Genomic DNA, 15,567 nt, shown 5'->3' with positions numbered 1-15,567 from the left:
CCGAAAGGGAGTCGGCCAACGGGGACACCGGGCAAGGGGTCGATTCGTTTTCCCGGGTAGTTCAGTCGGCGTTCACGTGCGGGCGGGAGCGTGTGCGCCGACGACCGCACGACAGGCGCACCACCTCCCCACCCCTGGAGACCCGATGCCGCTCAGCCGCAGAGATTTCACCGCCCGCACCGCACTCGCGGGTGCCGGAGTCGCGCTCACCGGAACGGTCGGCGCACTCGCCACCGCCCCCGGGGCCCTCGCCGCGGACGACGGCGCACTGCAGGACGCCGGCCCGGACCGGGCTCAGGGCCACGGGCACGGCCACGGCCGCGGTCCCGGCTACGGCCCGCTCGTGCCCGACCCGGCCGGCATCCTGGCCCTGCCCGCCGGATTCACCTACCGCGTGATCACCCACAGCGGGGTCACCTCGCTCGACTCGGGCGAGAGCACCCCCTCCAACCACGACGGCACCGCCGCCTTCGAGGGCCACCGGGGCGTCACCCTCCTCGTCAACAACCACGAGCTGAAGGGCCCCCGCTCGGGCTGGACGCACCCCGTCCCGCTCACCGAGGGCCTCGTCTACGACCCGGGCGCGGCCGGCGGCTGCACGGTCGTCGAGGTCCGGCGCGGCGGCGAGGTCGCCGAGTGGGTGGGCATCGCCGGTACGTCGACCAACTGCGCGGGCGGCTCCACCCCCTGGAACACCTGGCTGACCTGCGAGGAGAACGAGGACCTCGCCGGGAAGAACGGGATGACGAAGGACCACGGCTACGTCTTCGAGGTGGACCCGCACGACCGCCGGGCCAACCGCGACCCGAAGCCGGTCAAGGCCTTCGGCCGGTACGCCCACGAGGCCGTCGTCATCGACCCGCGGCAGGGCCACGCCTACCTCACCGAGGACGCCTCCGGCCCCAACGGGCTGCTCTACCGCTGGACCCCGCCGAGCGGCTTCCGCCACGGGCGCGGCAAGCTCCGTACGCTCGCCGCCGACGCCGGTGTGCTGGCGGCCGCCAAGTGCTTCGACAGCGCGGGGCTGTTCGTCGACGACCTCTCGCGCGCGACGAAGATCGGCACCACCTACGGGGTGGACTGGGTGCCGGTCCCGGACCGCGACGCGCGGACCGTGGCGGTGCGCAAGCAGTTCGGCGCGTCGGCCGTGACCCGCGCGCGCAAGCTGGAGGGCATGTGGTGGGCCGACGGCGGGGCGTACTTCGTCTCCTCCTACGCCCGTGAGGAGAGCCCGGGCGCGGCCCACGACGGCCAGGTGTGGTTCTACGACCCCAAGCGGCGCACGGTGCGGCTGCAGGTCCTGCTCGGGGTGAACGCCGACCCGTCGGTGGACGGCGGGTACGACGGCCCGGACAACATCACCGTCTCCCCGTACGGCGGTCTGATCATCGCCGAGGACGGCTCGGGGCTCCAGCACCTCTTCGGCGCGACCGAGTCGGGGCGCACCTACCCGCTGGCCCGCAACGAGATGAACATGGGGACGGCCGAGGAGCCGGAGTACTCGGAGTTCACGGGGGTCTGCTTCTCCCCGGACGGGCGGACGCTCTTCGCCAACATCCAGGACCCGGGCATCATGCTGGCCGTCACGGGACCGTGGCGGCGCGGGCGCTGATCCGGGCGCTGATCCGGGAGCGGCGGACATGAGAAGAGCCGCCGGGTCTTCGGGCCCGGCGGCTCTTCTCGTCGTCTCGCTCTGTGCGTCTCTTCGTCTGTGCGTCTGTTCGTTTACTGAGATTCGGCGCGGCTGGCCGCGGCCCACTCTTCGAGGAGGAACTCGTACGCCTCGGAGGGCCACTCGCCGTCCACCCGGCTCTCGACGAGCTGCCGGATCGCCTCGTTCGCCTCGGCGGCGGACGGGCGCGCGGGGCCCGCGGGCTGGAGTGTCTGGTGCATGGTTCCAAGGCTACGGGCGGGCACTGACAGCCACCTCCGTATTAAGGGTGGAACAGATCACCCGGGGAGGGCGTCCGTTGCTCCATGTGCCCGCTCACCTGCTCAGAGTGCCTGTGCGGCCGGCTTCACCATGCCCCGCACTGTGCGCGACTTCACAAACTCGCCCATGGCCGTCATCTCCCATTCGCCCGAAAACTGCTTGATGAGCTTGGCCATCATCACGCCGGTCTGCGGCTCGGCGCTGGTGAGGTCGAAGCGGACCAGCTCCTCGTTGGTCGCGGCGTCGATGAGGCGGCAGTAGGCCTTGGCCACCTCGGTGAACTTCTGGCCGGAGAAGGAGTTGACCGTGAAGACGAGGCCCGTCGCGTCCGCGGGCAGCCGGCCGAGGTCCACGACGATCACCTCGTCGTCACCCGCGCCCTCGCCGGTGAGGTTGTCACCGGAGTGCTTGACGGAGCCGCCCAGGATGGACAGCTTGCCGAAGTAGCAGCTGTCGATGTGGTTGCGCTGCGGGCCGTACGCGATGACCGAGGCGTCCAGGTCGATGTCCCGGCCGCGGAACGCGGGCTCCCAGCCGAGGCCCATCTTGACCTGGGAGAGCAGCGGGCGGCCGCCCTTGACCAGGGAGACGGTCTGGTTCTTCTGGAGGCTGACCCGGCCCTTGTCGAGGTTGATCTTCCCGGCGCCGGGGGCAGCGGCGGCAGCGGCGGCGGGAGCCGCGACCGGCGCGGGGGCGACCGGCGCGGGTGCCGGGGCCGTCCCGGGTGCGCCGCTGGTGAGCCACGGGGAGGCCGCGTACGTGGGCGGCGCCGCGGGGGGAGCCGGGGGCGCGGGCGGTGCGGGCGGGGCTACCGGGGCCGGGGCGGCGGCCGCCGGAGCCGGCTCGTCCTCCACCGAGACCCCGAAGTCGGTCGCGATGCCGGCGAGGCCGTTCGCGTACCCCTGGCCGACCGCGCGCACCTTCCACACGCCGCCGCGCTGGTAGACCTCGACGACCACCAGGGCGGTCTCCGTGCCGAGCCGCGGCGGGGTGAAGGTGGAGATCACCGCTCCGCCGCCGGCGTCCCGCACGGTGGCGGTGGGCTCGATGCCCTGGAAGGACTGGCCCGCGGCGTCCGGGCTGGCGGTGATGACGATCCGCTCGATGCCGGGCGGAACCGAGCCGGTGTCCACGGTGATCGAGTCCGGTGCCGTGCCGCCGCCCGAGCGGTAGGTGACGCCGGGGCCGGACGGCTGGTTGAAGAAGATGAAATCGGCGTCGGAACGCACCTTGCCGTCGGCGGCGAGGAGCAGCGCGGACACGTCGAGCCGCACCGGGGCAGCCACGTCCACCGTCACGCGGACGGCATTGAGCGGCAGGTTGGAACCAGGGGTCATAGCGGTCATGCCGGGAGAACGACCGAGGTGGCTTTGCCGTTCCCTTACTTTCACCCGGTTTCCCGGTTCTTCACCCGTGTCCCACCCGTGCCTCAGACCCGGCCCCGGTTGCGGGGGTGGTTCCTGGCGGTCCGCTCGTTGCCGAACTTGTAGGAGCCGGTCCAGCGCGCCATGACGAGCTGGGCGTCACCGGCTTCGACCTCGGCCAGGAACGCGGCGGCCCGCCCGCCCCGGAGGGTGGCCGCGGACCGGCCCTGATGGGTGATGACGACGCTCTGGTCGCCGCGCTGTTCGTACGAGAATCCGTGGGGTTTCGGCATGGGCCGAGGGTGCCGTCCCCGGGCGGCGGCCTGCAACGCAATTCCGCACCTCGCCTCGCGATGCGGTGTCAGTCCCGCCGAGTAAGGTCACTTTTGCGGTGATTTCATGCGCTATGGAAGAGCTATGGAAGAGGTTTGCTCATGCCTGCTGGTGCAGCTCTTACGGCCGAATCGATCGGCCCGGTGGACGTCGCCGTGGTCACCTTCGACGGCAATCGGTTCAACGGCGATGTGGCCCCGGCCCTGCGCGAGCTCCAGGAGAGCGGAGTGGTCCGCATCCTCGACCTCACGTTCGTCCGCAAGGAGCGGGACGGCGCGGTGTCCGTGGTCGAGCTCGAGGACTCCGAGGTGGCCGATCAGTTCGAGCGGGTCCTCGGCGAGGAGTTCGACCTGCTGAGCGACGAGGACCTGGAGACCGTGGCGCAGGGCCTGGAACCGGAGTCCTCCGCGCTCGTCGTGGTGTGGGAGAACGCCTGGGCCACGCGCCTGGCCTCGGCGGTACGGGAGTCCGACGGGCGGGTGCTCTTCATGGAACGCGTTCCGCGGGACGGCGTCGAACGAGCCGTCGCCGCACTGACCGAGAACTGACCGAGCGAGAACTGAGCGACCGAGAACTGACCGACCGAGAACTGAGGTGAGGAGAGTCATGCGTCGACGCATGGGGCGCCCGGGTCTGCTGGGCGCGATGGCCCGTACCGCGGTGGTGGCGGGTACGGCCACCGCCGTGTCCGGCCGGATGCAGCGGGGACAGGCCGAGCGCAGCGCTCAGCAGCAGGCCGCGGCGGACGCCGAGCAGCAGGCCCTCGTCAACCAGGCGGCGGCCCAGGCGGCCGCCCAGCAGCAGGCGCAGCAGCAGGCCTGGCAGCAGTCGCAGCAGGCCCAGCAGCCGGCCGCCGCGCCGGTTCCCGCGGTCGACCGGGTCGGCCAGCTCACCGCGCTGGCCGAGCTGAAGGCCCAGGGGCTGCTCACCGACGAGGAGTTCGCGGCGGAGAAGGCCCGGGTGCTGAGCGCCTGACCCCGCCGCGTTCCCGTTCCGGCAGCGCTCAGCCTCCCGTGACCCGTCGCGGGAGGTTCAGCGGGTTCGCCTCGCGGAGTTCCGCCGGGAGCAGGGCGTCCGGCACCGACTGGTAGGCCACCGGGCGCAGCCAGCGCTCGATCGCCGTGCCGCCGACCGAGGTGGAGTGGGAGGTCGCCGCCGGGTAGGGGCCCCCGTGGTGCTGGGCCGGGGCCACCGCCACACCGGTCGGCCAGCCGTTCACCACGACCCGGCCCGCCAGCGTGGTGACCTGGGAGATCAGCTCCGCCGCCGGACCCGGGCCGCCGTCCGCCTCGGCGGCCGACAGCTGGAGGGTCGCGGTGAGGTTGCCGGGGAGCCGCCCGAGCAGGGCGGCGGCCTCGTCCTGGCCGGCGTACCGGGCCAGCACCGTGACCGGGCCGAAGCACTCCTCCAGGAGCACCTCGTAGGGCCCGCCCTCCAGCAGGGTCCGCACCGGCACGCTCAGGTAGCCCGCGCCGACGGTGTGCTCGCCGCCGGAGCCGGGGGTGACGGGCGCTTCGACCCCGGGCAGCGCGGCGCGTTCGCGGACCCCGGCGACGAAGTTCTCCCGCATCCGGTGGTCGAGGAGCACCCCCGGCTCGGTCTCGCCGAGGGCCTTGGTCAGCGCGCCCGCGAGCCGGTCCCCGTCCGCACCCTCGGGTACGAGGACCAGGCCCGGCTTGACGCAGAACTGGCCGACGCCGAGCGTGACCGAGCCGGCCAGTCCGCCGCCGATCTCCTCGGCGCGTTCCGCGGCGGCCGCCGGGGTGACCACGACCGGGTTCAGGGAGCCCAGTTCCCCGTGGAAGGGGATCGGTACGGGCCGTGCGGCGGCCGCGTCGAACAGGGCCCGCCCGCCCTTGATGGAGCCGGTGAACCCGGCGGCGCCGACCAGCGGGTGCCGGATCAGCTCCAGGCCCGCGTCGAACCCGTGGACCACGGCCACGACCTCGGCCGGCAGCCCGGCCGCGACGGCGGCCCGGCGCAGCAGCGAGGCGCACAGCTCGGAGGTGGCCGGGTGGTCGGGGTGCGCCTTGACCACGACGGGGCAGCCCGCGGCCAGCGCACTGGCGGTGTCGCCGCCGGGCACGGAGAAGGCGAGGGGGAAATTGGAGGCGGCGTAGACCGCGACCACGCCCAGCGGCACCTTGTAACGGCGCAGCTCGGGGCGGGGCGGGGCGGTGGTGGGATCGGCGCGGTCGATGCGGATGTCGAGGTACGAGCCCTCGTCCACGGCGTCGGCGAAGGCGCGGAACTGGCCCGTGGTGCGGGCGAGCTCGCCGGTGAGCCGGCCGGGCCCGAGCGCCGTCTCGGCGTCGGCGGCCTCGATGACGTGGGAGGCCGCCTCGTCGAGCAGATCGGCGGCGGTGCGCAGGAAGGCGGCGCGCCTCCCGGCGTCGGCCAGCGAGCCGCGGGCGGCGTGGGCCGCACGCACGGCTTCGTCCACCTCCCGGGATGTGGCCTCCACCGCAACCTGCTCGCGGTGCTTCCCGGTGCGGGGGTCCACACTCCAGACTGGTGTTGCTGCCATGGCGAACTGCCTCCTGGATCTACGCTGACCCGCGCGGATGCGTTCAGTATTGTGAACGCTGTTCCGTTGGATGAATGATCACATCCACCGTGGACTCTATTTCCGTGTCTTCCGGGTTGACAAGAGACAGCAAGAGACAGAGGGGCACGAAGGCGGATGACCACCACAGCCGAGCCGGGGGGCTCGGGAGCACCGGCGGCCGTCAAGTCGGCGGTACGCACGGTCCAGTTGCTGGAACACTTCGCTTCCCGGCCGGGGCTGCACAGCCTGGCCGACATCCAGAGCGACCTCTCCCTGCCCAAATCCAGCCTCTACATGCTGCTGCGCACCCTGGTGAACCTGGGCTGGGTGGAGACGGACGCGACGGGCACGCGCTACGGCATCGGCGTACGGGCCCTGCTCGTCGGCAGCTCGTACATCGACGGGGACGAGGTGGTCGCGGCCGCGCGGCCCACGCTGGACCGGCTCTCCGACGACACGACGGAGACGATCCACCTGGCCCGCCTGGACGGGACGAGCGTGGTCTACCTGGCCACCCGGCAGTCCCAGCACTACCTGCGGCCCTTCACCCGCGTCGGGCGGCGGCTGCCGGTGCACTCGACGGCGCTCGGGAAGGCGCTGCTCGCCACGCACACGGACGAAGAGGTGCGCGCACTGCTGCCGCGGCGGCTCGAAGCCGTCACCGAGCACACCATCACCGACCGGGACCGGCTCATCGAGGACCTGGCACTGGTACGGGAGCAGGGGTACGCGGTGGACCGGGAGGAGAACACCCTCGGACTGCGCTGCTTCGGCGTGGCGGTGCCGTACCGGACGCCGGCGCGGGACGCGGTGAGCTGTTCGGTGCCGGTGGCGCGGCTGACGCCGGGGCACGAACGGGGCATCAAGGCGGCGCTGTTCGCGGCGCGCGACCGGCTGTCGGTGGTGACGCGGCGGATGTAGCGGGCGGGGCGCGCCGCGTCGGGCGGCGGTGCGGGCGGCGTTGTGGAGGGCAGGGTTCCTCCCCCGGGCGGGGGAGGCGGTTCCCCTTCAAGGGGGAGGTGGCGGGGGCGCGGACGCGGGACCGTTGAGCCATGACCACACGAGCCGTTCACACGTCGCGACCGACCGGGGCAGCGCAGCCGTCGGCCGTCCGGCCGGGGGCCGGGCGCAGGTTCCTTCGAGCGGCGGCCATCGCCGCCACCGTCCCCTACCTGACGCTGAAGACCGCCTGGCTGGCCGGGAGCCACCTCGGGATACCGGACGGCAGCGTGCTCCTGGAGCCGGGCAGCCCGTTCTTCACCGTGCTCAACGGCCTGTCGCTGGTCATGGACTCCAGCGTGGTCCTGCTGGTCCTGGTGCTCACCCGGCCCTGGGGGCTGCGCGTGCCGGCCTGGCTGCTGGTCCTTCCCGTCTTCATCGCCACCGGACTGCTCACGCCGATCGTCCTCGGCTTCCCCGGCCAACTCCTCCTGCGCGTCGGGGGACTGGGGCCGGACGAGACCGCGCAGGCGGCCCAGCCGCCGTTCCTCGATCCCTGGGTATTCAACGTGGTCTACCCGGGCTTCATCATCCAAGCCATAGCCCTGACCGGGCTGTTCGTGCCCTATGCGCGAGAGCGCTGGGGCCGGTCCTGGCAGGGCGTCCTCGGGGCGCGGCTCCCGTCACCCACGGGGGTGGTGGCGGGAGCCGCGGCGGCGGTGGCCGCGGTGGTGGCGGCGATGCACCTGTACTGGGCCTTCGGCGGCACGGCCGGACACAATGCGGACCAGATCGCGCAGTACTCCTCCGATGCGGGAGCGGTGTCCTTCGTCCACGCGCTGTGTGCGCTGACGGCCGCGGCGGGGGCGGTGCTGCTCGCCAGGGGCGGGGAGCGGCGGGCGTGGTGGCCGCTGGTCATAGCGTGGACCGGGTCGGCGGCGACCCTGTGCTGGGGCATGTGGATGATGACCGCCGTGCTGGGCGGTGACCCCGGCCCGGGTGAACGGCCCACCACCGCGACCCAGTTGATCTACGCTGGCCAGATGATCGTCGGACTCCTTGCGGTCAGTGTCACGGCGCGGTTCCTGGCCCGGCGCCGAACTGCCTGAAGGAGACGGCGTGGAGAGGCTGCTGGGGGCGCGGGCCCGGCTGCGCTGGGTGCACCAGATACTCGGCGGGGCCCTGCTGATGCCGTACTTCCTGCTCACGCAGGTGGCGGTCGGTGGCGCCGTGGGCGGGGTCAACGCGCTCAACTCCCTGCCGCTCAGCCTCGCGGCCTACGCCGTCGCCCTGCCGCTCATCGCCGCGACCGGGCTGTCCGGACTGGTCCGGCCGATGTCCGTGGCCGCCGCGCGGGCCCTGTGCGGGGTGCCGGGGGAGCGGTTCGCGGAGGGGCCCGCCCGGAGCTGGGCGGCCCGGGGACGGGCCTCGGCCTGGTGGACCCTGCACCTGGGGGTCGGAGCCCTGGTCAGCGGGGTGAGCCTGGCCCTGCCGCCCATGGCGGTGGTGCTGATCGCCCTGCCGTTCGTGAGCGCGCTGCGGGAGGTGCCCGTCACGCTCGGCTGGTTCGACTCCCGGGCCCAGCCCTACGTGGCCCCCCTGGCCGGGATCGCGGTGCTGGCCGGGGTCGTCCTGTTCGCCGCCGGGGCGGGGGCCCTGCTGGCCCGGCTGGCGCCCGTGCTGCTCGGGCCGACGGCGGCGGACCGGCTGGCGGCCGCCGAGGAGCGCGCCGCCGACCTGGCGGTCCGCAACCGGCTGGCGCGGGAGCTGCACGACGCCGTCGGGCACGCGCTGAGCGCGGTCACCCTCCAGGCGAGCGCCGCCCGGCGGGTGCTCGACACCGACCCCGGCTTCGTCCGGGAGGCGCTGGCCGCGATCGAGGACACCACCCGGCGCACGGTGGGGGAGCTGGACGCCGTCCTCGGCCTGCTGCGCGAGGGCGACGGAGCGGGCGCCGGGGGCGGCGGACTGCCCGCCGCTCCGACGCTCGCCGCCGACCTCGACGGGCTGCTGGCCCGCAGCCGGGCCTCCGGGACTCCGATCACCGCCCGCCAGGACCCGGGACCGGCCGGCGACTGGGGGCGGCTCCCGGAGATCGCCTCCCGCGAGGCGTACCGGATCGTGCAGGAGGGGCTGAGCAACGCCCTGCGGCACGGGACGGGGCCGGTCGATCTGCGGATCTCCGTACGGGTGGGCGGAGGGGGGTGGGGGGATGCCGGTGGGTGGGGGAAGCCCGGTGGGTCGGGGGAGCCAGCCGGGTCGGGGGAGCCCCGTGGATATGAGGAGCCCCGTGGGCATGAGGAACTGGAGATCATCATGACGAACGATCCGGCGGGCCCGGGCCCGGCGCCGGCACCGGCCGTTGCGGGGGCCCGCACCACCGGGGGCCGGGGGCTGCAGGGCGCCGCCGAGCGGGCCGCGCTGCTGGGCGGGCAGGTCGAGGCCGGGCCGCACGAGGGTCGGTGGCGGCTGCGGGCCGTCCTCCCGCTCGGCGGGGACGCCCGATCCGGCGAGCGCTCCCGATGAGGCCGACGGCGGAGCGGGCCGGCCCGGCGGACCCGGATACGGCTCTGCCCGCGCCCGCGCCCGTGGTGACGGCAGGGCCGGGCCGGCCGCCGCTGCGGCTGGTGGTGGCCGACGACGAGCGGCTGGTCCGTACCGCCCTGCGGGTCATCCTCGACGCCGAACCCGACCTGGAGGTCGTGGGGGAGGCGGCCACCGGGGCCGAGGCCGTGGCCGTGGTGCGGGCGCTGGCCCCGGACGTGGTGCTGATGGACGTGCGGATGCCGGAGATCGACGGCATCCGGGCCACCGAGCGGATCCTCGCCACCATGGCCGAGCCGCCCCGGATCGTGGTGGTCACCACCTTCGAGAACGACGCCTACGTGTACGACGCGCTGCGCGCGGGAGCCGCCGGGTTCCTCCTCAAGCGGGCCGACCCCGACGAGCTGACCGCCGCGGTCCGGCTCGTGGCCCGCGGGGACTCGCTGCTCTTTCCGGCGGCCGTCCGCTCCCTGGCCGCGGCCCACATCCCGTCCAGGGGCGGCCCGGCCGCCGCCCCCTGGGTGGCCAGGCTCACGGACCGGGAGGCCGACGTCCTGCGGCTGATGGCCGCCGGGCTCTCCCACCACGAGGTGAGCGAGCGGCTCGGAGTCGGCCCGCAGACGGTCAAGACGCACGTGGCCGCGGTGCTGGCGAAGACCGGCTCCCGGGACCGGACCCAGGCGGTCATCGCGGCGTACGAGGGAGGCTTCCTCATGAAGAAAGGCTGAGAACTCCGCCACAATCGGGGCAGAGCGGAACGCCCGGGGCGGTTGGGGCGTCCTTCTGGGGGATGAACAAGACGATCAGGCGTGCGTCGGTCTTCTGTCTGCTTCTGGTGCTGGCCCTTTTGGTGCGGGTCACCTGGGTGCAGGCATACCAAGGCCAGGCCCTCGCAGACGACAAGAACAACCGGCGCAACCTCATCGGGAAGTACGAGAACCCGCTGGGGAACATCATCGTGGGCGGGGAGGCGATCACCGGTTCCACGGACACGGGAGGCAAGGACTTCCGGTACAAGCGGACCTACACCGACGGACCTCTGTACGCCCCGATCACCGGCTACAGCTCCCAGGCCTTCGGGTGGAGCATGCTGGAGGGCGTCTACAAGGACATCCTCAACGGCACCGACAACCGGCTCAAGAGCGTCATGGACACGCTCACCAACAAGCGGGCAGCCCCCGGAAACGTCCTGACCACGATCGACAAGGACGTCCAGAAGGCGGGCTGGGACGCGCTCCAGGGCAAGCAGGGCTCGGCCGTGGCCCTCGACCCGGCGACGGGCGAGATCCTGGCCGTCGTGAACAACCCGTCCTACGACCCGGGCACCATCGCGGGCGCGGGCGAAGCGGACCAGAAGGCGTGGAACGAGCTCAACGCCGACAACGGCAAGGCCATGGAGAACACGGCGCTGCGCAAGCCGCAGGCGCCCGGCTCCACCTTCAAGCTGGTCACCCTCGCGGCGGCCATCGAGAACGGCCTGGTCACGAACGTGGACACGCCCACCTCGGTCCCCGGCGACTACACGATCCCCGGTACGCGGACCAAGCTGCGCAGCGAGGTTCCCGACGCCATGTGCAACAACGTGTCCCCCCGGACCGCGCTGAAGCTGTCCTGCAACAACGTCTTCGCGGAGTTCGCCCACAAGCTGGGCCAGGACAAGATGCGCGCGATGGCCGAGAAGCTCGGCTTCAACGTGAGGTACGAGCTCCCCGTCTACACCGACCCCGCGAGCAAGTACCCGAAGAAGACGATGTCGGTCGACCAGGTCGCGCAGACGGGTATCGGTCAGTTCGACGTCCAGGCCACGCCGCTCCAGATGGCGATGGTGAGTGCCGCGATCGAGAACGGCGGCAAGCTCGTCACCCCGCACGAGGTCTCCGAGGTCACCGACTCCAACGGCAACGTGCTGCAGAGCTTCAAGGACCCGAAGTCCACGCAGGTGATGAGCGGGAAGACCGCCTCGATGCTCCAGGACGTCATGAAGACGGTCGCCACCGAGGGCGGCGGCAAGAACGTCCAGATCCCGGGCGTGGAGTCGGGCGCCAAGACCGGTACCGCCCAGCGCGGCGTGGACAACAGCCTCCCGCCGCTCGCCTGGTACACCACGTACGGCAAGGCCGGTGGCAAGCAGATCGCCGTCGCCGTGGTGATCGTAGGGTCGGACACCGACCGCTCCGAGATCGCCGGCGGCAAGCTGGCCGCGCCGGTGGCGCAGAAGATGATGCAGGCCTGGCTGAAGTAGTGACCGCCGGGAACCGACACGGTTCCCGGCGCGTTCTCCTTCCCATGATCCGGACCGCGCAGCCCGAAGACCTCGACGCCATCGCAGCCCTCCACACCCGGGCCCGGGCCACCTACTACCGGGGCCGGATACCGGCGGAGGCCTACGGCGGCGCCGCCGAACTGGCGCGCACCCGCGAGGGCTGGTCCCGGGCGGTGGCCCGGGCCGAGGCCGACGGCGGGGTGCTCTGCGCGGAGAGCGGCGGGGAGCTCACCGGGGTGGCGGCCTTCCGCACCGCCGACGGGGAGACCACCCTCACCCAGCTGCACGTGGACCCCGTGCACTGGCGCCGCGGCACCGGGGCGGCCCTGCACGCCGCCTGCCTCGACGCCTGGCGCCGCGCGGGCGTCCGCAGGGTCCGCCTGGAGGTCTACGAGCACAACCTCCGCGCCCAGGCCTTCTACGCCACCCACGGCTGGCTCCCGGACCCCGCCGGAGCCCGGCTCGCGGGCTCCCACCGCATCCTGTGGCTCACGGTGGGGGACCCGTCCGGGAGCGGCCCGTCCGGGGAATGAGATGCCGGGCCGGATGGTTGAACACGGAACAGTTGATTCCGTGGAGGGAAGAAGGAACATGCGCGTCGAGATCTGGAGCGACATCGCCTGCCCGTGGTGCTACATCGGCAAGGCCCGGTTCGCCAAGGGGCTGGCCGGCTTCGCACACCGCGATGAGGTCGAGGTGGTCCACCGCTCCTTCGAGCTCGACCCGAACGGCCCCAAGGGCCAGGTGGCGCCCGTCCTGGACATGCTGGCCAAGAAGTACGGCCGCACTCTCGAAGAGGCCCGCGGCATGGAGGAGCACGTCGCCGAGAGCGCCCGCGCCGAGGGGCTGACGTACCGCACCGAGGGCCGTGACCACGGCAACACCTTCGACATCCACCGCCTGCTGCACATGGCCGCCGACCGCGGCCGCCAGGAGGAGCTGCTCGACCTCGTCTACCGCGCCAACTTCGGCGAGGAGCGCTCCGTCTTCGATCCCGAGGTGCTGGTCGCGCTCGCGGTCGAGGCCGGACTGGACGAGTGGGAGGCCCGGTCGGTGCTGCGCGACGAGACCGCGTACGCCTCCGCGGTGCGGGCCGACGAGCGCGAAGCGGCCGAACTGGGCGCGAACGCCGTACCGTTCTTCGTGCTCGACCGCCGCTTCGGGATCTCCGGCGGGCAGCCCGCCGAGGTGTTCGCGCAGGCGCTGGAGCAGGCCTGGGCCGGCCGCGAGGTCCTCGCGCCCGCCGCCCCCGAGGGCGAGGCGTGCGAGCCCGACGGAGCGTGCGCGGTGCCGCAGCCGTAAGGCGCGCGCATAAGTAATTCTTTGGTGTGGTGCGTGAAATCAGGTAATGGACTTTGGGATGGTCCTGGCGCAGAGTGAAGGTCATGGACCTATCTGTGCCCGAGGCCGTCCGCGGCGAGTTCGCCCACTCCACCACCTATCTCAACACCGCCACCTGCGGGATCCTCCCGCGAGCCGCCGTCGCCGAGGTGCGGCGGCTCGCGGAGGCGGCCGGGGCCGGACTCCCGGAAGGCTTCGGCGACTTCGGCCGCGTCGAACGGGTGCGGGAGTCCTTCGCCCGCCTCGTCGGAGTCCCCGCGGACCGGGTGGCCGTCGGCTCGGCCGTCTCCACCCATGTCGGCCTGATCTCCGCCTCCCTCCCGGCCGGATCCGAAGTCCTTTGCCCGGAGGGCGAGTTCGCCTCCGACATCAATCCCTTCGTGGTGCGCGACGATCTCAAGGTCCGCTTCGCCCCGCTGGAGTCCCTCGCCGAGGCCGTCGGCCCGGACACCGCACTGGTCGCGCTGAGCGCCGTACAGTCCGCCGACGGGCGTGCGGCGGACCTGGCGGCCGTGCGCGCCGCCACCACCGCGCACGGGGCGCGGATGCTGGTCGACGCCTCGCAGGCGGCGGGCTGGCTGCCCTTCGACGCGAGCCCCTACGACTACACGGTCACCGCCGGGTACAAGTGGCTGCTGGCCTCGCGCGGGGTCTCCTACCTCACGGTCTCGGAGGAGGCCCAGGACTCTGTGACCCCGCTGCACGCCGGCTGGGTGGCGCTCGCCGACATGTGGGACGCCATCTACGGCCCGCTGCGGGAACTGGCCCACGGGGCGCGGCGCTTCGACGAGTCCCCGGCCTTCCTGGCCTACCACGCGGCCGAGCCCTCGCTGGCCCTGCTGGAGCGGGTCGGCATCGACGCCGTCCACGCCCACGACACCGCCCTGGCCGCCCGTTACCGCGCCGGCCTCGCACGCCTGGGCCACGAGCCCGTCGCGGGCGGATCCCCGATCGTCTCGGTGCCGGGCCTGGCCCACCATCAGGGTGCCCTGCTCGCCGCGGGCATCCCCACGGCCGCCCGCGCGGGGAGCCTGCGGGCCTCCTTCCACCTCTACACCACCGAGGCGGACGTGGACCGGCTGCTGAACTTCCTGGAGGGCTGACCCGGGCCCGGCTGATCCCGGACGGCCGGGCCGGGGCTCCTGATCCGGCCGCCCGGCCGCCCCGCTGCCCCGCCGGCTCAGCCGGCTCAGGCGGAGGGCAGGGCCGCCGACCAGGCCGAGCCCGCCGCCGCGAGGGCCCCGGCCGGGTCCACCGACAGGGCCCCGGCCAGGGCCGTCAGGCTGGAGGTGACGGTGTCCAGGGAGGCCGCCGTGCCGTAGTGGTTGACCCGGACCATCTCCCGGGCCAGCGCACCGCCGCCCGCCGCGAGGGGGACCGCCGGATCCGCCGCGAGGGCCTTCGCCACCACCACGGAGGCGTCCGGCACCCGCAGGGTGGTGGCCACCGGGGCCGCCGCCGCGTCCAGGCCGACGTACGGGGCGATGCCCAGCACCACCGCGCCCGCCCGGGTCGCCGCCGCGGCGGCCGCGTGCCGGGCCGTCACCGCCGGCAGGCCCTCGGCCGCGATGCGGTCGAGGCAGGCCTTCAGTGCCAGCATCTCCAGCTGCGCCGGCGCGTGCGGCAGCGCCGTGCGCCCCGCGTCGATCCAGCGTTCCTTCCAGTCCAGCAGGGAGAGGTACGAGCGGCGCGGCGCCGAGGGGTTCTCCGCGAAGCGGGCCCACGCGCGGTCCGAGACCGACACCGCCGAGACCCCCGCCGGACCGCCCATCGCCTTCTGGGCGCCGATCACGCACAGGTCCACGCCCCACGCGTCCGGCAGCAGCGGCTCCGCGCCCACCGAGGCCACCGCGTCCAGCATGAACAGCGCCCCGTGGGCCCGTACGGCCTCGCCGATCTCCGCCACCGGGTTGGTGTTCCCGGTGGCCGCCTCCGCGTGGACCAGGGAGACGAAGTCGATCTCCGGGTGCTCCGACAGGGCCCGGTCCACCTGGGCGGCGGACACGGCGGTGTCGAAGGGGACCTCCAGGTCCACGACGTGCGCCCCGCAGTCGCGCAGCCAGTTGCCGAAGGTGGTTCCGTAGGGGCCGGTCACCACGTTCAGTGCGGTCGAACCGGGCCGTGCGCCCGAGCGGATGCACCCCTCCAGCGGAAGCAGCGCCTCGCCCTGGGTGATCACCACGTCGGCCCGGGTCCCGAGCAGCTCCGCGACCCCCCGCTCGATCGACGCGAACCGCGCGGCGGTCAGGGGCGGAAGGTCCAGGAGGGGGTGGTTCACGGCGCCGCTCTCTTCGTTCGCTCG

The 15,567-nt window shown here is 73.3% G+C and carries 16 protein-coding genes; 11 read left to right on the top strand and 5 right to left on the bottom strand.

The window, feature by feature from the left end; genetic code table 11:
• Nucleotides 1-145: 145 nt before the first annotated feature.
• Nucleotides 146-1,612 (top strand): alkaline phosphatase PhoX, encoded by a 1,467-nt coding sequence (locus ACFWNV_RS08790; RefSeq protein ID WP_383942651.1) that lies wholly within the window; start codon nt 146-148, stop codon nt 1,610-1,612.
• A 113-nt stretch (nt 1,613-1,725) separates the two neighbouring features.
• Here ACFWNV_RS08790 and ACFWNV_RS08785 read toward each other — a convergent pair whose 3' ends face one another.
• From ACFWNV_RS08785 to ACFWNV_RS08775, 3 genes are all read right to left on the bottom strand, one after another.
• Nucleotides 1,726-1,893, bottom strand: coding sequence for a hypothetical protein (locus tag ACFWNV_RS08785; protein WP_383942648.1), 168 nt, complete (start codon nt 1,891-1,893; stop codon nt 1,726-1,728).
• A 102-nt stretch (nt 1,894-1,995) separates the two neighbouring features.
• The gene (locus tag ACFWNV_RS08780) at nt 1,996-3,270 is read right to left on the bottom strand and encodes a TerD family protein (protein WP_383942645.1); all 1,275 of its coding nucleotides are present in this window, start codon (nt 3,268-3,270) and stop codon (nt 1,996-1,998) included.
• A gap of 92 nt (nt 3,271-3,362) precedes the next feature.
• Entirely contained in the window at nt 3,363-3,590 is a 228-nt protein-coding gene (locus ACFWNV_RS08775; protein ID WP_383942642.1) for a hypothetical protein, read from the bottom strand.
• Nucleotides 3,591-3,731: 141 nt separating this feature from the next.
• On the opposite strand from ACFWNV_RS08775, the gene ACFWNV_RS08770 reads away from it, so the two are divergent.
• The gene (locus ACFWNV_RS08770; RefSeq protein WP_383942639.1) at nt 3,732-4,178 is read left to right on the top strand and encodes a DUF6325 family protein; all 447 of its coding nucleotides are present in this window, start codon (nt 3,732-3,734) and stop codon (nt 4,176-4,178) included.
• Nucleotides 4,179-4,236: 58 nt separating this feature from the next.
• Complete coding sequence (locus ACFWNV_RS08765; RefSeq protein WP_383942636.1) at nt 4,237-4,605, top strand: SHOCT domain-containing protein; 369 nt, start codon at nt 4,237-4,239, stop codon at nt 4,603-4,605.
• 28 nt (nt 4,606-4,633) lie between these two features.
• Here the strand turns inward: ACFWNV_RS08765 and ACFWNV_RS08760 are convergent, their stop codons facing one another.
• Nucleotides 4,634-6,157: an aldehyde dehydrogenase (NADP(+)) gene (locus tag ACFWNV_RS08760; RefSeq protein WP_383942634.1), complete on the bottom strand. Its 1,524-nt coding sequence runs from the start codon at nt 6,155-6,157 to the stop codon at nt 4,634-4,636.
• A gap of 156 nt (nt 6,158-6,313) precedes the next feature.
• Here ACFWNV_RS08760 and ACFWNV_RS08755 point away from each other — a divergent pair, with 156 nt between their 5' ends.
• The 8 genes from ACFWNV_RS08755 (at nt 6,314) to ACFWNV_RS08720 (ending at nt 14,368) form a co-directional block, all read left to right on the top strand.
• Nucleotides 6,314-7,099 carry an IclR family transcriptional regulator gene (locus ACFWNV_RS08755; protein WP_383942632.1) on the top strand — a complete coding sequence of 262 codons (786 nt, stop codon included), beginning with the start codon at nt 6,314-6,316 and terminating at the stop codon, nt 7,097-7,099.
• 131 nt (nt 7,100-7,230) lie between these two features.
• Nucleotides 7,231-8,226 carry a hypothetical protein gene (locus ACFWNV_RS08750; protein WP_383942629.1) on the top strand — a complete coding sequence of 332 codons (996 nt, stop codon included), beginning with the start codon at nt 7,231-7,233 and terminating at the stop codon, nt 8,224-8,226.
• 10 nt (nt 8,227-8,236) lie between these two features.
• Nucleotides 8,237-9,643: a sensor histidine kinase gene (locus ACFWNV_RS08745; protein ID WP_383942626.1), complete on the top strand. Its 1,407-nt coding sequence runs from the start codon at nt 8,237-8,239 to the stop codon at nt 9,641-9,643.
• Nucleotides 9,644-9,735: 92 nt separating this feature from the next.
• Entirely contained in the window at nt 9,736-10,389 is a 654-nt protein-coding gene (locus tag ACFWNV_RS08740; RefSeq protein ID WP_383942735.1) for a response regulator, read from the top strand.
• Between the two features lie 62 nt (nt 10,390-10,451).
• Nucleotides 10,452-11,903 carry a penicillin-binding transpeptidase domain-containing protein gene (locus ACFWNV_RS08735; RefSeq protein ID WP_383942623.1) on the top strand — a complete coding sequence of 484 codons (1,452 nt, stop codon included), beginning with the start codon at nt 10,452-10,454 and terminating at the stop codon, nt 11,901-11,903.
• Nucleotides 11,904-11,947: 44 nt separating this feature from the next.
• The gene (locus ACFWNV_RS08730) at nt 11,948-12,457 is read left to right on the top strand and encodes a GNAT family N-acetyltransferase (RefSeq protein WP_383942620.1); all 510 of its coding nucleotides are present in this window, start codon (nt 11,948-11,950) and stop codon (nt 12,455-12,457) included.
• A gap of 58 nt (nt 12,458-12,515) precedes the next feature.
• Nucleotides 12,516-13,226, top strand: coding sequence for a DsbA family oxidoreductase (locus ACFWNV_RS08725; protein WP_383942618.1), 711 nt, complete (start codon nt 12,516-12,518; stop codon nt 13,224-13,226).
• Between the two features lie 83 nt (nt 13,227-13,309).
• Nucleotides 13,310-14,368 carry an aminotransferase class V-fold PLP-dependent enzyme gene (locus ACFWNV_RS08720; RefSeq protein ID WP_383942615.1) on the top strand — a complete coding sequence of 353 codons (1,059 nt, stop codon included), beginning with the start codon at nt 13,310-13,312 and terminating at the stop codon, nt 14,366-14,368.
• 86 nt (nt 14,369-14,454) lie between these two features.
• Here the strand turns inward: ACFWNV_RS08720 and ACFWNV_RS08715 are convergent, their stop codons facing one another.
• Nucleotides 14,455-15,543, bottom strand: a complete 1,089-nt coding sequence (locus ACFWNV_RS08715) for a pyridoxal-phosphate-dependent aminotransferase family protein (RefSeq protein WP_383942613.1) — start codon at nt 15,541-15,543, stop codon at nt 14,455-14,457.
• Nucleotides 15,544-15,567 lie beyond the last annotated feature (24 nt).

It is taken from the genome of Streptomyces sp. NPDC058401 (assembly GCF_042722885.1).
Taxonomy (GTDB): domain Bacteria; phylum Actinomycetota; class Actinomycetes; order Streptomycetales; family Streptomycetaceae; genus Streptomyces.
The sequence above is the reverse complement of the archived record's forward strand: the minus strand, read 5'-3'. Positions and strand labels throughout refer to the sequence as shown.

Bases quoted from the DNA above. Each gene is read 5' to 3' on its own strand.
- ACFWNV_RS08790 (WP_383942651.1), top strand. From the start codon at position 146: ATGCCGCTCAGCCGCAGAGATTTCACCGCCCGCACCGCACTCGCGGGT.
- ACFWNV_RS08755 (WP_383942632.1), top strand. From the start codon at position 6,314: ATGACCACCACAGCCGAGCCGGGGGGCTCGGGAGCACCGGCGGCCGTC.
- ACFWNV_RS08750 (WP_383942629.1), top strand. From the start codon at position 7,231: ATGACCACACGAGCCGTTCACACGTCGCGACCGACCGGGGCAGCGCAG.
- ACFWNV_RS08730 (WP_383942620.1), top strand. From the start codon at position 11,948: ATGATCCGGACCGCGCAGCCCGAAGACCTCGACGCCATCGCAGCCCTC.
- ACFWNV_RS08725 (WP_383942618.1), top strand. From the start codon at position 12,516: ATGCGCGTCGAGATCTGGAGCGACATCGCCTGCCCGTGGTGCTACATC.
- ACFWNV_RS08770 (WP_383942639.1), top strand. From the start codon at position 3,732: ATGCCTGCTGGTGCAGCTCTTACGGCCGAATCGATCGGCCCGGTGGAC.
- ACFWNV_RS08720 (WP_383942615.1), top strand. From the start codon at position 13,310: ATGGACCTATCTGTGCCCGAGGCCGTCCGCGGCGAGTTCGCCCACTCC.
- ACFWNV_RS08765 (WP_383942636.1), top strand. From the start codon at position 4,237: ATGCGTCGACGCATGGGGCGCCCGGGTCTGCTGGGCGCGATGGCCCGT.
- ACFWNV_RS08735 (WP_383942623.1), top strand. From the start codon at position 10,452: ATGAACAAGACGATCAGGCGTGCGTCGGTCTTCTGTCTGCTTCTGGTG.
- ACFWNV_RS08785 (WP_383942648.1), bottom strand. From the start codon at position 1,893: ATGCACCAGACACTCCAGCCCGCGGGCCCCGCGCGCCCGTCCGCCGCC.
- ACFWNV_RS08780 (WP_383942645.1), bottom strand. From the start codon at position 3,270: ATGACCCCTGGTTCCAACCTGCCGCTCAATGCCGTCCGCGTGACGGTG.
- ACFWNV_RS08775 (WP_383942642.1), bottom strand. From the start codon at position 3,590: ATGCCGAAACCCCACGGATTCTCGTACGAACAGCGCGGCGACCAGAGC.
- ACFWNV_RS08760 (WP_383942634.1), bottom strand. From the start codon at position 6,157: ATGGCAGCAACACCAGTCTGGAGTGTGGACCCCCGCACCGGGAAGCAC.